We start from the raw sequence: 14,309 nt of genomic DNA, 5'->3' as shown, positions 1-14,309 counted from the left end.
TTACAAATTGAGTAAAAAACTAACATTACCTCAAACCTTGCTAATTACATTGTTTTGTGTAGCGATGATATTGGCTATCTTTGATATACCTGGTTTAAGTGTGTTAACTATCGGTGTATCATCTTTGTTTGTGGTAATTGCTACTTTATCAGATAGTAAAGGGATTTTTATATCTATTGCAATGGTGATTTTAGCCCTTGTATTTTTTATAAATCCAGTATATATTTTTGATATTTGTTTAAATTGTATTATACCAGGGATAATAATTGGTATAATTACTAAAAATGTATTGAATTATAAAAACAACGATAATAAGTTTGAACCTATTTTTGCAGGGACTATTGCGTTTATTCTTGGATTAATAGCAAACTACTTAATATCAAAGTATTTATTTAATATTAATATATTAGAAGAATTCACTTCTGTTATGAAAGCACAGTTATCTACACAAATTGGTGCAATACAAGAATCTGTATCAACTTTGACGTCAGCACCAAAGATTACAGAGGAGTCTATAATACAAACTATTTTAAACATTATGCCATTGATATTATTTTCTAGAGCAATATTGTTAGCTATACTTACATATTTTTTAGCTATATTTACTTTGAAGAAAATAAAAAAGATAGATTTAAATGATTTAAGGGAAATAAAATTTTCTAGATTTTATTTACCGGGAAATGCTGTGTTAACTTCGTTTGTTTTATATATAGTTATAATGTTATTAGAAATGTTCAATACTCCATTGTATACGGATTTGATATTGATGAATTTAGAGATGATATTTTATATATTATTTTTAATACAGGGAGTATCTGTAGCTATATTTTTTGCTAAAAGATGGCTTAAAGGTGGCCAATTGATTAAAGTCACTATGGTAATTATAGCCATAGTTTTATTTGGCGTTATGGGAATTTCTATATTAGGAATGGTAGATAGCATATTTGATTTTAGAAAAGTAAAGAGTTGTGAAGTAATATAGGAGGATAAAAATGAGGAATAAACCAAATTTCAAAATAAATATGCCGGAAATAAATGCTTATATATTAATAATAGGGATAATGAGTATATTTCTTCTTACATACAATTTATATTTAGGTGGTTTATTTTTCTTCGGTTTTATATATATAGTTTTTCACAATTGGAGAATTGCTAATCTTAGAAAGAAAGAGTGGAATAAATACATCCAAAATCTATCTGTAGATATGGATGAAACCACAAAAAAAGCAGTAATGAATTTACCTATTCCTCTTTGTATATTAGAATTTGATGGAAATATAAATTGGTATAACAACAAATTCTATGATATGACAGGATCACCAGATTTATTAGGTGAAAATATAGATAATGTAATACAAAACCTAGATTTAAGAAAAGTTTTAAATGAAAACAAGGAAATGTATACTGATGTAGAATATAAAGACAGACAGTATACAGTAATTTATAATGTTATAAAAAATGAACAAGGTAATAATGCTAAGTATTTGATGATGTTATATTGGATAGATAACACAGAATATTTAGAACTAAAGCAAAAATACGAGGATGATAAAAATGTAATCATCTTGATACAAGTAGATGAGTATGATGAAGTCTTAAAGAGTGCTCCAGAGGAAAATAGATCATTGATAACAGTGGAATTAGAACGAATTTTGACAGCTGTATTTGAAAATACTTTAAAAGGAGCAATAAAGAAGACATCTAATGATAAATACGTAGTTTTTACTAGAGAAAAAGAATTAAAGAAATTACAAGAAAATAAATTTACGATACTAGATACTATAAGAAATATAAACTGTGGAAACTCTCTTCCAGTTACTGTAAGTATAGGTGTTGGTAGAGAAGGAGAGTCTCTATATGATGATTTACAGCGTGCTAATGGTGCCTTAGATTTAGCTTTAGGTAGAGGTGGAGACCAAGCTGTTGTAAAGACACAGGATAAATTTGAGTTTTATGGCGGAAAATCAAAAGCAGTAGAAAAGACTACAAAGGTTAAGTCTAGACTAATAGGATATGCTCTTAAGGAAGTTATATCACAGAGTGATAATATATATATTATGGGACATAAGTATCCTGATTTAGATGCTATAGGTGCTGCTGTAGGCATATTTGATATATGTAAATCTTGTGGCAAATCAGCAAATATAGTGCTTGACGAGGTCAATGATTCTATAGAAGAATTTGTAAAAAAAGTCAAAAAACAAGAGTATTACAAAGGCTTATTTGTAAGCTGTGAAGAGGCTATAAAAAATTGCAATAAGGATACACTTGTGATAGTCGTAGATACTCATAGACCTAGCTATACAGAATGTAAGGATTTATTAGGTATTGCTAAGAAGGTTATCGTAATAGATCACCATAGAAGAGGTGTGGAATTTATAAAGGATACAGTCTTATTATTCCATGAAATATACGTGTCTTCTACATGTGAAATGGTAACTGAATTAATTCAATACTTAGAAGATGATGTCAAAATAAATAAATTAACTGCAGAAGGTTTGCTTGCTGGTATTAACTTAGACACTAAGTTCTTTGCATTCAAGACAGGTGTAAGAACTTTTGAAGCTGCATCATACTTGAAAAAAATAGGTGCAGATACGGTAGAAACTAAAATGATGTTTAAATCAAATGTTGAAGATTTTATTGCTAGAGCTGATATTATAAAGAACACTAAAATAATAAACAAGAGAATATGTATAGCTTATTCAGAGTCAGAGATAAGTAATATAAATGTAGTTATAGCAAAGGCAGCGGATGAGCTTTTAAATGTAAAAAATGTCGAGGCATCTTTTGTTTTAGGACATAAAAACGACACAGTATTTATTAGTGCAAGATCATTAGGGCAAATTAACGTCCACGTTCTCATGGAAAAGCTAGGAGGCGGTGGACATATAGATATAGCTGGTGCGCAACTTAAAAATGTAACACTTAATCAAGCTTATAAAATGGTGCATCAGATAATAGAAGAGTACTTAGAGGAGGAAGAACAATGAAAGTAATATTATTAAAAGATGTAAAAGGTACAGGAAAAAAAGGTGAAGTTAAAGAAGTAAGTGATGGATATGCAAGAAATTTCTTATTACCTAAAAAAATGGCAAAATTAGCAGATAATCAAGCTATGAAGGAATTAAAAGAACAAAACAAATCAGCTGAAATAAAAGCAGAAAAGCAATACGAAGAAGCTGTTGAATTAGGAAATAAAATGAAAGACATGAACATAGAAATATACTCAAAAGCAGGAGAAGGCGGAAGATTATTCGGCTCTATAACTGCAAAAGAAATAGCAGAACAACTTAAAAAACAAAAAGGTATAACTGTTGATAAGAGAAAAATAATGTTAGAAGAACCAATAAGAGCTTTAGGTTCTAGTTTTGTTGAAATAAAAATTCATCAAAAGGTTGTAACAAAAATAAGAGTAGACGTAAAAGAAAAATAAACCTAAACTTGAGGTGATGAATAATGGAGGATAACACAAGAATTCCTCCACATAGTGTGGAAGCAGAGCAATCTGTACTAGGTTCTATATTACTAGATAAAGATGCTATGATAAGTGTTTCTGAGACATTGATACCAGAAGATTTTTATAAAGAAGCACATAAGGTAATTTACGAATGTATGCTTAAGCTTTATAATAGTCAATCTGAAATAGATTTAATAACATTAGCAGAAGAACTAAGAGATCAGGGATATTTAGATGATATAGGAGGAATACCCTATATAACAAGCTTATCGACTATTGTTCCTACTACATCTAATATAAAATACTATGTAAATATAGTAAAAGAAAAGTCTGTAGTTAGACAGCTTATATCTGCAGCTAATGATATTATAAATTTAGGTTATGATAGCTCGGCAAAGATAGAAGATGTTCTAGAGAATGCAGAAAAGAAAATTTTTGATATATCTCAGGAGAGGACAACTAATGATTTTAAACAAATAAATCAAGTTTTAAGAGATACTTATGATATGATTGAAAAGTTATATACAGAAAAGAATGAGGTTACTGGACTGACTACAGGATTTAGAGATTTAAATAAAAAAATAAATGGATTTCAAAAATCTGACTTGCTATTAGTTGCAGCACGTCCAGCAATGGGTAAGACTGCTTTTGCTCTTAATTTAGTTCAGAATGCGGCATTGAAGGGCGATGCATCTGTTGCAGTATTTAGTCTTGAAATGTCCAAGGAACAGCTTGTTCAACGTATGTTATCTTCTCAATCTAATGTAGAATTAAAAAAGATAAAAACAGGTAAATTAGGTGCTAATGATTGGCCGAGAATAATAGAGGCTATGGCTGTTTTATCAGAGGCTAAAATTCATATAGACGATACACCTGGGATAAAAATATCTGAATTGAGATCAAAATGTAGAAAATTAAAGATAGAAAAAGGACTTGATTTAGTCTTGATAGATTATTTGCAGCTTATGGAGGGTGAAGGCAACAACGAAAGTAGACAACAAGAGATTGCAAAAATATCTAGATCGTTGAAAATATTAGCTAAGGAGTTAGATTGTCCTGTTGTTGCATTATCTCAATTATCGAGAGCTCCAGAACAAAGGGCAGATCATAGACCGATGCTTTCTGATTTAAGGGAATCAGGTTCTATAGAACAGGATGCCGATATAGTAATGTTTTTATATAGAGATGAATATTACAATCCGGATACAGAAAGCAAAAATATAGGTGAAGTTATAGTTTCAAAAAATAGACATGGAGAAACTGGTACTATAGAATTAGTTTGGTTTGGTGAAGTACAAAAATTCGCCGATAAAATTAGAGAATAATATATTGAATGAATATATATTTGAAAAAAGCGTATATTAAAAATAATTATACACAATATCCACAGGTATCTGTTGATAATTGTGTATAATTTATGTTGTTTATAATTAAAAGCAAATTAATTTTATTTAGATTTTAAATAAAGTTGCAATAAAGTCGAATGTTTGATAAACTATTAGACGGAAGTGTTCGAAAATTAATAATAATTTATATAGAGGTGAAAGTATGAAAACAGTAGCAGTTGTAGGCTCTCAATGGGGCGACGAAGGAAAAGGTAAAGTTATAGATTTCTTAGCTACTCAAGCAGATGTAGTAATAAGAGCTCAAGGTGGAAATAACGCTGGTCATACTATAGTTGTAGATGGTAAGAAATTTGCATTAAGATTAATCCCATCAGGAATATTAAATCCAAATACTATCAACGTTATAGGTAATGGTATAGTTTTTGACCCAAAAGGTTTCTTTGAAGAACTTGAAATGTTACAATCAAATGGAATAGACACTAAAAATATCAGAATAAGTGATAGAGCTCATATCATATTCCCATATCATAAAGAACTTGATGGTTTATCAGAAGAAGCTAGAGGAGATAACAAAATAGGAACTACTAAAAGAGGTATAGGTCCTTGTTACATGGATAAAACTGAAAGATCAGGAATAAGAATGTGTGACTTAATGGACGAAGAAGTATTTGCTAAAAAATTAAAAGTTCAAATAGATGCAAAAAATAAAATAGTTCAAGGTGTATATGACAAAGCTGAACCAATGTTTGACTATGATGAAATATACAAAGAATTTATGGACTACGCAAAAAGATTAAGACCATTTGTTGCAGACACAACAGTTATAATTTACGATGCAATAAAAGCTGGTAAAAAAGTATTATTTGAAGGTGCTCAAGGTGCATTACTAGACTTAGACTTAGGAACATATCCATTTGTAACTTCTTCACATCCAATATCAGGTGGATTTGCAGTAGGTTCTGGTATAGGTCCTAATATGATAAAAGACGTTGTAGGAATAGTTAAAGCTTATACTACAAGAGTTGGTGAAGGACCATTCGTTACTGAACAATTAAATGAAATAGGTGACCAAATAAGAATAAAAGGTCATGAATTCGGTACAGTAACTGGTAGATCAAGAAGATGTGGATGGTTTGATGCAGTTGTTGTAAAATATTCAGCAAGAATAAATGGTCTAACTAGTATAGCATTCATGCTATTAGACGTTTTAACTGGATTTGACAAGATACAAGTATGTACAGCTTACAAATGTGGCGATGAAATATTAAAAGATTTCCCAGCTTCATTAGAAAAATTAGCTAAATGTGAACCAGTTTATGAAGAATTAGATGGATGGACTGAAGATATAACTAAGGTTGAAAAATTCGAAGACCTTCCAGAAAACGCTAAAAAATATATAGCTAGAATAGAAGAATTAATAGGTGTAGATATAGATTTAGTTTCTGTTGGACCAAACAGAGCTCAAACTATAATAAGAAAAAATGTATTTGACAATTAATATATAAAATGCAATTAAAAAGGATGTATCATTAGATTAGAATCTAAATGGTACATCCTTTTTTTAATCAAATTTACTTTCCCATCTTAGGTCTTTTCCAACGAATTTAACTAATGTAAATTTATCAAAAATTCTAGATGAAATTCTTTCAGTATAAGTTTCTGCTAATTTTGAAAGAGAAAAATTAGTTGATATAATAGTTTTCTTTTTGTTTAAAAGTCTAGTATTTAATATCATAAATAGCTCACTTACAGTAAATGTATTTGTAAGCTCAGTTCCAAGGTCGTCTATTATCAAAAGATCGCATTCAAATAGATTGTTGTAGTTATCCTTTGATATAGAGTTGTTGGCATTATGGAATTTATACTCTTCTATAATATCAAACATTTTAAAGGCTGTTTGATATATAACTGTAAATCCCTTGTCCAAGAGTGCCTTTGCAATGCAATTTGACATAAATGTTTTTCCTAGACCAGTATCTCCATAGAACAGTAGATTCTCTTCATTTTCTTTCGTAAAATTTTGAACAAACATTTCACATATAGCTGAAATTTCAAGTATATTTTGTTTAGATGAGATGTTTATTTCTGGAATTATCTCATCAGAAAATAGAGAAAGATCTAATGTGTTGAAGTTTTGTGTCTTGAAGTTTTTTGAGATATTGGACATTTTATAGTATTCGTTTATCAAGGCTTGCTTGAAGCAGTTGCATTTTTCTCCGTTTTTTAAAAATCCAGTATCCTCGCATATGGGACATTCGTATTGAATTTCCAGGTCGCTTTCTGGTATGTTGTGGATTTTTAAAAGATTGTCTTTTTTATATTTTAAAGATGCCATGTCTTCTCTGCATTTGTTTAATAGAGCTTCTTTGTCAGGAGAACTTGATAAAACAAGTCTCATCATTTTTAGTCCAATATTAGTTATTTCATCGTCTATTTTTTCTATTTCAGGAAATTTATTATATATTCTTTTTTTTCTCTCTTCGAATTCATATTCGGCTTTATCTCTTTTCTTTTGGTATGAAAAGAGAATTTCTCTTACAGCGGAATCTTTCAATTAATCACCTACTTTGTTTTTAGAATTTTGAACCTTTAGTAATTTAGCCTCTAGCTCTTCTTCTGAATATTTTCTAAAATGTTCATTGAAGCTATTGTGGTATTTAGTAACTACTTTTGGAGTTCTATCTTTGTTGTAATTATTGTAGTTATAATTTTTATTTTCTCTTTTCTTTTGAGTTTCTTCCTTTTCTTTTTGTTTATTTGCTCTAAATTCTTCTTCTTCCTTTTGGGCATCTTCTAAGGTTGTTATATCTTTAGAACGCCAATTTTCGATTATTCCATTTATATATGATATAGATGGATTTGGGATATTTTTGCTTTTAGAGCAAGCATATGTTATTAATTCTTGACTTATATCGTATTTATCAATCCATGTATCGATAAGTTGCTTTTCTGCATCTGTTGCACTTCTGTTCGAAAATCCAAGCTGATTTAATACATTGCGGTAAATAGAAAGCCTGTCTTTTCTGACTATAAAGCTATTTTTAGCCTCCTCCACAGAAAAGATATTTTGATCATACCAGCTTCTAAGTACACTTTCAACGTAATTGAGAGGCTTAGCATTTCCGTTTTTTTGTTCCTTGCTATATTCGTAAGCATATACTACTAAGTCAGGAGTTAAATTATATTCGTTTATAAGCTCTAATATTCTCATGTTTTCACTTGGAACAAGAGGTCTACCTATTATTTTGTTTATAGAATTAAACATTCTAACAATACTAGGGTTGTTCCTAGCTTCTAAAAGCTTATCTGTATCTGATTTAATAGGGGTTATATTATTATTGTCTATATTATTCATATAGAACTTTTTCAAATCTACAAATTCAATTGAAAAATCAAAATCGTCTTCAACGTCGTCTTTATGAATTTTTACAATTTTTTGTTGTTCCCAATATTTCCAAGCATTAATTACATCTGATAGGGGAACTCCTAAATTTTTAGCCAATGAAATATTATTAAAATTTGGATTGGCATTAGGATCACATGCTTGTCGGTAGCCTAAAAGATAAACTTGTACGTATAATCCGTTAGCCATAGGCATAAATATATCTATGAAGATATTAGAGATTATTGTATCTCCAGAATCTTTTTTATTAACTTCTTTAAAAAACATTTCATCACCTCAGATAAATTATAACATAAGACATTATAGTTTTATCTTGGAACTTTTAAAAAAAAATATACATATAAAATGGGAGGGAAAGGCGTTGGTTATAAACTTTAATAAAAAAAGGAGACGAATAAGTTTAGTACTCCTTTTGGTGTTGTTTTTCGCAGGAACAATGTACTGGTCGAATAACTATGTTGAGAATGATGCTATGAAAATAGTAAATAGTAAGAATATCAATAATTACATAATCGATGCAGTATTTGACGATAAAGACAAGAAAATTAAATGCAATCAAAATACGACCTATGTGAATAATACAGGTAAAACATTAGATAAAATATACATGCATATATATCCAAATGCGTTTTCGGATGAGGAAATATGTCCATTTGAAAAATCAGAAATCGAAAAAGCATATCCAAATGGATTTAATAAAGGATATATTGAGATAAAAAATGTATTAAATAATGGAAATAAACTGGAGTATAGTATAAAAGGCGATAAAAATGATATCTTGGAAATAGTATTGAATAAAAAGTTAAATGACGGAGAAAAATACTCTATAGATATGAAATATGATGTCAAGATTCCAAATTGTCTAGGACGTTTTGGATATGGGGATAACACAATTAATATTACAAATTGGTTTCCTGTATGCTGTGTATATGATGAAAAAGGATGGGATTTAAATAGTTACATGGCTTTAGGAGATCCTTTTTATAGCGATATAAGTAATTTTACAGTGAATATTTTAATTCCAAGTAAATACGATATTGCATGTACAGGCTCGATAATAGAAGAAAAGAAAAATGAGAATAAGAAGCTTTGTAAGTTACAAGGTAAAAAGGTTAGAGATTTTGCAATTATATTAAGTGATAAGTTTAAAATTAATAAGAGTGTATATGGACATACTTCGATTACTACATATAGCCTAAATAAGGATTTAGCGGTTGAATCGAATAAGGTTGCTAGAGAATCTATAAAAATATTCAGCGAGTTATTTGGTGAATATCCATACGATACATATTCAGTAGTTGCAAGCGATTTTTTTGTTGGAGGAATGGAATACCCTACTTTAGTTATGATAGATAAGAATCTTTACAGCGAAAATAGTAAATTTTTATTAGAATACGTAATTGCACATGAGACTGCACATCAATGGTGGTACAGTGTTGTAGGAAATGATGAGATAAGCGAGCCGTGGTTAGATGAGGCACTTACAGAGTATTCTACTGTTTTGTATTTTGAAAATAAATATGGAGAAGAAATGAAAGACAAATTAATCAAAACTATGGAGGTACAAAGTGAAAATTATAAAGGCGCAGATATCTTTAGATCTAGTACAGAATTTAAAAATTCTACAGAATATAGTTTAAATGTTTATACTAAAGGAGCTGTAGTTTTCAATGAAATAAGAAAGAAGGTTGGAGATAAGATATTCTTTGAAACGCTGCAGGAATACTATAATAGCTACATGTTCCAAAATGTGAATGGAATTCAATTTACTGATATATGGAAGAATAAAGGTGTAAATATAGATGAGATAGTCAGTCAATGTGATTGAATTTTAAGTTGAAGAGGTAATTTTTAGATAGAGTGTGGAAAAAATATTTCAGACTCTATTTTTTTGGTATAATATAATTTAGAAATTAATTGGAGAGGAGAGAAGCGGTGTTAAAATATTGTTCAGTCGGAAGTGGAAGTAGTGGAAATTGCCACATAATAACATACAAGGATACTGGAATTTTAGTAGATGCTGGGCTTGCAGGCAAAACAATAACTGCAGGAATAAAAAATGCCGGTTTTGATATAGATAAAATACGTGGAATATTTATAACACACGAGCATTCAGATCATATAAAGGGCGCTGGAATAATGTCTAGAAAGTTGGACATTCCTATATATGCAAATTTAAAAACATGGTGCTCGATGAAGGATAAGATAGGAAATGTAAAAGAGGAAAATATGGTTGTATTTGAAAATGATAAAACATATGCACTAGGAGATATTAAGATAAGACCGTTTTCAATACCACACGATTCAGAGGATGCAGTAGGATATAATATTTACTCTGAAAACCAAAAGATGTCTATAGCTACTGATATAGGATATGTAACTGAAAACATAAGAAGGAATTTAAAAAATTCAAAGCTTGTAGTATTAGAATCTAATTACGATCCTAATATGCTTATGATGGGAAGTTATTCCTATTCTCTTAAGAAAAGAGTAATGTCTGAAGGTGGACATTTATCTAATGAGGAGGCTGCCAGCTTTTGTACGGAATTAGTAGATGGTGGAACAGAGACTATTTTATTAGCACATTTGAGTAAGGAAAATAATTTTCCAGAGCTTGCTTATGCAACTTCAAAAAATGTGCTTACTAATAATCAGATGATAGTTGGACAAGATTTGATGTTAGATGTACTTTCTAGAGAGAGAGTCTCAAAAGTTTATGAACTGTAGGAAATGAAGCTATAGGTAAAAATATTGACTTAACATATAAATACTAATACACTCATTTTAAGTGAGTTACAAATAATAAGTAAATACAGGGGGAATGAAAATGTTATATTTTGAAAATGATTATTCTGAAGGGGCACATGGAAAAGTTTTAGAAGCATTAGTAAAAACAAATTACGAAAAGCTTTCTGGATATGGAACTGATGATTACTGTGAAAAAGCTAAAGAAAAGATCAAAGCAGCTTGTAAATGTGATGATGCAGAAGTTTACCTTTTAGTAGGAGGAACACAAACTAACCAATTGATAATTGATACAACTTTAAATCCATATGAAGGTGTAGTAGCTGTTGAAACAGGACATGTAGGTGTACACGAAGCAGGCGCTATTGAATATACAGGTCACAAGGTTTTAACTGTTCCGGCACACGATGGAAAAATGGATGCAGGAGAATTAAACGATTACTTAGAAACATTTTATAATGATGGCAACCATGAGCACATGGTATTCCCAGGCATGGTTTACATTTCTCATCCAACAGAATATGGAACTTTATACACAAAGGATGAATTAGAAAAAATATCTAAGGTATGTAATCAATACAAAATACCGCTATATCTAGACGGAGCTAGATTAGGCTACGGCGTTATGTCAAAGGATACAGATGTAGACTTACCTACTGTAGCAAAATACTGTGATATATTCTATATTGGAGGAACTAAGGTAGGGGCATTATGTGGAGAAGCTGTAGTATTTACAAAGAACAATATGCCTAAGCATTTTACAACTCAAGTAAAACAACACGGTGCATTACTTGCAAAGGGAAGATTACTAGGAGTTCAATTTGATGCATTATTTACAGACGATCTTTATCTTGAAATAAGCAAAAATGCTATTGAAATGGCTGAGCTTTTGAAAAAGGGACTAGCCGAAAAGGGATATAGATTCTATTTAGATTCACCAACGAACCAACAATTTATTATATTGGAAAATAATCAAATGGAAGAGATAGCTAAGAATGTTAGATTCAGCTTCTGGGAAAAATACGATGATACTCATACAGTAGTGAGATTTGCTACAAGCTGGGCTACATCTAAGGAAGATGTTGAAGCTTTAATTGATTTATTATAAATTAATAATCCCTTCGTATACAGTAACATTTTAGTTATCGTATATGAAGGGATATTATATTTGGGATAGAAGAGTTTTAAATATAAATTATATCTACACCAGCAGAACTAAGGTTTCCGACTAATACTAAGGTATTTTCTGTAGTTCCTATATGTTTATTTTAAAGTTTGTATTTTACTTGATATATATTATCTATCGTGTGGGCACTTATACTTGATTCCTCTGTTTCGAAAAATAATATTTCTGATAGAGGAATATAGTATTCCGAATTATTTTTGTAAAATATTATTTGAGCTTTTTTAGATAATATATCAGTAAGAGCTTTTTGAATATTAGACACATCATCGTTTAATTGTTTACATCTGATGATTACCTCATCTTCTTGTATTTCTTTATCTACTTCGATTCGTATTTTCATATCTTCACTCCCCATATTATTAATTATATGGAATGAAGATTCTTTGTAAATAAGATACAGGTAAGTGGCAATTTTAGAGGTGTAAGAGGTAAATTTTTATATCTTAGTTGCATATTAAATTTATGTATTATCCAAATAAAATATAGTTATCCACCGTTTTTTTAGTTATCCACTGTGGATATGTGGATAACTTATGTGAATTTTTATTTCTTTCTGATTATTTTAATAAATGACATATTTAAAAATATATACAAATCAAATTAGGTATAATATAATCATAGAGGATTTTAATATTAAAAAGAGATAGGAGGAAGTACTGCTTTTTTAGTGGAAGGAATTATATGAGAATAAATATAGTATGCGTCGGAAAAATTAAGGAAAAATATTTGAAATTAGGCATAGATGAATTTAAAAAGAGATTATCCAAATACTGCAAGCTGGATATAATAGAGCTAGATGATGAAAAGGCTCCAGAAAATCTCAGTGATAAAGAAATGGAAATGATAAAGGATAAGGAAGGGAAGAAGATACTAGCTAAGATCAAGGATACTAGCTATGTTATAGCACTTGCGATTGACGGTAAGAGTTTATCTTCTGAAGAGTTAGCTGATACTATTAATAAGCTGGGGATAAGGGGGATTAGTAATATAACCTTTGTAATAGGTGGATCTTTGGGACTTTCTGATGAAGTTTTAAGTAGAGCGGATTATAAGCTATCTTTTTCTAAAATGACATTTCCACATCAATTGATGAGATTGATTTTATTGGAGCAGATTTATAGAAGTTATAGAATAAATAATGGAGAACCGTATCACAAGTAAGTGCGAACTTTACCAAAATTGGATATATAAATGAAAGGTAGGTCTGCTTTAATTCTGCAATGAAACTCACAAAAATCTAAAATTTGAATTTTTGTAGGTTATTGTAGTTTTATTCATAGGTTCTTCGTTTTTCACCTATTTCAGCAAATTAGAATTTGTTTTTTCTAATCTATAGTATTGAAAGAAATTGTAAAACATTCCACAAATATATTTTTTATATTCATTTCAGATTTAGGTTAAAGTTAGTAGTTATTCTTTTGTGTATATAAGTTATTTGAAGTAATAAAGTTTCAATTGAATTTGGATAAATATGAATATAAAAGTATTGAAAAAAAATAAAAGTTTATATATAATGTAATTATACTAAAATATAAACATGAAAAATATAAATGTAAAGGAGATGTAAATATGCGCAAATAGGTAGTTTTTAACTAAACTAACTGAATAAGGATTATTTTAAAAAGTATATGAAAAAAATCTTGGATAACTCAAGGTTTATTTGTGGTAGAAACAATTATTAATAATATTGATATTACCATGTCTATTTGTGTACTCTAAAAATAATCAGTATTATAATGAGCATATTACATCTTTATTTGAAGAATAGGAAAACTGTGTTCTAAACACGGTATTTTTATGCCTATTTTTACTATATTTATAGATATGATATAAGACTTTAATTTGCATAGCTTAATCATAAGTTATATAAATTAAAGTTGTATATTTCATGTTTATATTTAGGTTATATAATTATGAGGCTGTAAGTGAATTATGTTCACTTACAGCTTTTTTTATTTAAGGAGATTATTTTGATGATTTATATATTTAAATATGAAGATTATGAAAAACAAATAAATTTTTTTAAAAATACTAGGATGGTGATTATTAATGGTTAATAAACTTTCAGCATATAAAACTTATTTATTATTTTCAGCTATTACAGCAATGTGTTTTTCACTAGTAGCTACAGTTATGATAGTGTATCACATTGAAACGGTGCATTTAAAT

General features: G+C 29.3%; 12 protein-coding genes. 9 read left to right on the top strand and 3 right to left on the bottom strand.

The window, feature by feature from the left end; all coding sequences use genetic code 11:
* The first annotated feature begins 7 nt into the window (after positions 1-7).
* The 5 genes from SPD90_RS02585 (at position 8) to SPD90_RS02565 (ending at position 6,304) form a co-directional block, all read left to right on the top strand.
* The gene (locus tag SPD90_RS02585) at positions 8-982 is read left to right on the top strand and encodes a DUF2232 domain-containing protein (protein ID WP_320624262.1); all 975 of its coding nucleotides are present in this window, start codon (positions 8-10) and stop codon (positions 980-982) included.
* A 10-nt stretch (positions 983-992) separates the two neighbouring features.
* Positions 993-2,993, top strand: coding sequence for a DHH family phosphoesterase (locus SPD90_RS02580; RefSeq protein WP_320924219.1), 2,001 nt, complete (start codon positions 993-995; stop codon positions 2,991-2,993).
* Positions 2,990-3,436 carry a 50S ribosomal protein L9 gene (gene rplI / locus SPD90_RS02575; RefSeq protein ID WP_290687185.1) on the top strand — a complete coding sequence of 149 codons (447 nt, stop codon included), beginning with the start codon at positions 2,990-2,992 and terminating at the stop codon, positions 3,434-3,436. Before SPD90_RS02580 ends, rplI begins: the two co-directional genes overlap by 4 nt.
* A 23-nt stretch (positions 3,437-3,459) precedes the next feature.
* Entirely contained in the window at positions 3,460-4,785 is a 1,326-nt protein-coding gene (gene dnaB / locus SPD90_RS02570) for a replicative DNA helicase (protein WP_320624264.1), read from the top strand.
* Between the two features lie 223 nt (positions 4,786-5,008).
* Entirely contained in the window at positions 5,009-6,304 is a 1,296-nt protein-coding gene (locus tag SPD90_RS02565) for an adenylosuccinate synthase (RefSeq protein WP_320624265.1), read from the top strand.
* A gap of 63 nt (positions 6,305-6,367) precedes the next feature.
* On the opposite strand, the gene SPD90_RS02560 is transcribed toward SPD90_RS02565, so the two are convergent.
* Both SPD90_RS02560 and SPD90_RS02555 read right to left on the bottom strand, forming a co-directional pair.
* Positions 6,368-7,360, bottom strand: coding sequence for an ATP-binding protein (locus SPD90_RS02560; RefSeq protein WP_320624266.1), 993 nt, complete (start codon positions 7,358-7,360; stop codon positions 6,368-6,370).
* Positions 7,361-8,476 carry a DnaD domain protein gene (locus tag SPD90_RS02555; RefSeq protein ID WP_320624267.1) on the bottom strand — a complete coding sequence of 372 codons (1,116 nt, stop codon included), beginning with the start codon at positions 8,474-8,476 and terminating at the stop codon, positions 7,361-7,363. It abuts the gene before it with no gap.
* 94 nt (positions 8,477-8,570) lie between these two features.
* Between SPD90_RS02555 and SPD90_RS02550 the strand changes: the two genes are divergently transcribed.
* From SPD90_RS02550 to SPD90_RS02540, 3 genes are all read left to right on the top strand, one after another.
* Complete coding sequence (locus SPD90_RS02550; protein WP_320924218.1) at positions 8,571-10,037, top strand: M1 family metallopeptidase; 1,467 nt, start codon at positions 8,571-8,573, stop codon at positions 10,035-10,037.
* Between the two features lie 107 nt (positions 10,038-10,144).
* The gene (locus SPD90_RS02545; RefSeq protein ID WP_320624148.1) at positions 10,145-10,936 is read left to right on the top strand and encodes an MBL fold metallo-hydrolase; all 792 of its coding nucleotides are present in this window, start codon (positions 10,145-10,147) and stop codon (positions 10,934-10,936) included.
* Positions 10,937-11,036: 100 nt separating this feature from the next.
* A complete protein-coding gene (locus SPD90_RS02540; RefSeq protein ID WP_320924217.1) occupies positions 11,037-12,062 on the top strand; it encodes a threonine aldolase family protein in 1,026 nt (341 codons plus the stop codon).
* A gap of 160 nt (positions 12,063-12,222) precedes the next feature.
* Here the strand turns inward: SPD90_RS02540 and SPD90_RS02535 are convergent, their stop codons facing one another.
* On the bottom strand, positions 12,223-12,480 hold the full coding sequence (locus SPD90_RS02535; RefSeq protein ID WP_290692305.1) for a hypothetical protein: 258 nt from the start codon (positions 12,478-12,480) through the stop codon (positions 12,223-12,225).
* A gap of 341 nt (positions 12,481-12,821) precedes the next feature.
* Here SPD90_RS02535 and rlmH point away from each other — a divergent pair, with 341 nt between their 5' ends.
* Positions 12,822-13,301, top strand: a complete 480-nt coding sequence (gene rlmH / locus SPD90_RS02530; RefSeq protein WP_320624146.1) for a 23S rRNA (pseudouridine(1915)-N(3))-methyltransferase RlmH — start codon at positions 12,822-12,824, stop codon at positions 13,299-13,301.
* The last annotated feature ends 1,008 nt before the right edge of the window (positions 13,302-14,309 follow it).

It is taken from the genome of Intestinibacter sp. (assembly GCF_034113885.1).
Classification (GTDB): Bacteria; Bacillota; Clostridia; order Peptostreptococcales; family Peptostreptococcaceae; genus Intestinibacter.
This window is presented reverse-complemented; position numbering and strand designations above follow the sequence as displayed.

Bases quoted from the DNA above. Each gene is read 5' to 3' on its own strand.
- SPD90_RS02540 (WP_320924217.1), top strand. From the start codon at position 11,037: ATGTTATATTTTGAAAATGATTATTCTGAAGGGGCACATGGAAAAGTT.
- SPD90_RS02565 (WP_320624265.1), top strand. From the start codon at position 5,009: ATGAAAACAGTAGCAGTTGTAGGCTCTCAATGGGGCGACGAAGGAAAA.
- SPD90_RS02535 (WP_290692305.1), bottom strand. From the start codon at position 12,480: ATGAAAATACGAATCGAAGTAGATAAAGAAATACAAGAAGATGAGGTA.
- SPD90_RS02580 (WP_320924219.1), top strand. From the start codon at position 993: ATGAGGAATAAACCAAATTTCAAAATAAATATGCCGGAAATAAATGCT.
- rplI (WP_290687185.1), top strand. From the start codon at position 2,990: ATGAAAGTAATATTATTAAAAGATGTAAAAGGTACAGGAAAAAAAGGT.
- dnaB (WP_320624264.1), top strand. From the start codon at position 3,460: ATGGAGGATAACACAAGAATTCCTCCACATAGTGTGGAAGCAGAGCAA.
- rlmH (WP_320624146.1), top strand. From the start codon at position 12,822: ATGAGAATAAATATAGTATGCGTCGGAAAAATTAAGGAAAAATATTTG.
- SPD90_RS02555 (WP_320624267.1), bottom strand. From the start codon at position 8,476: ATGTTTTTTAAAGAAGTTAATAAAAAAGATTCTGGAGATACAATAATC.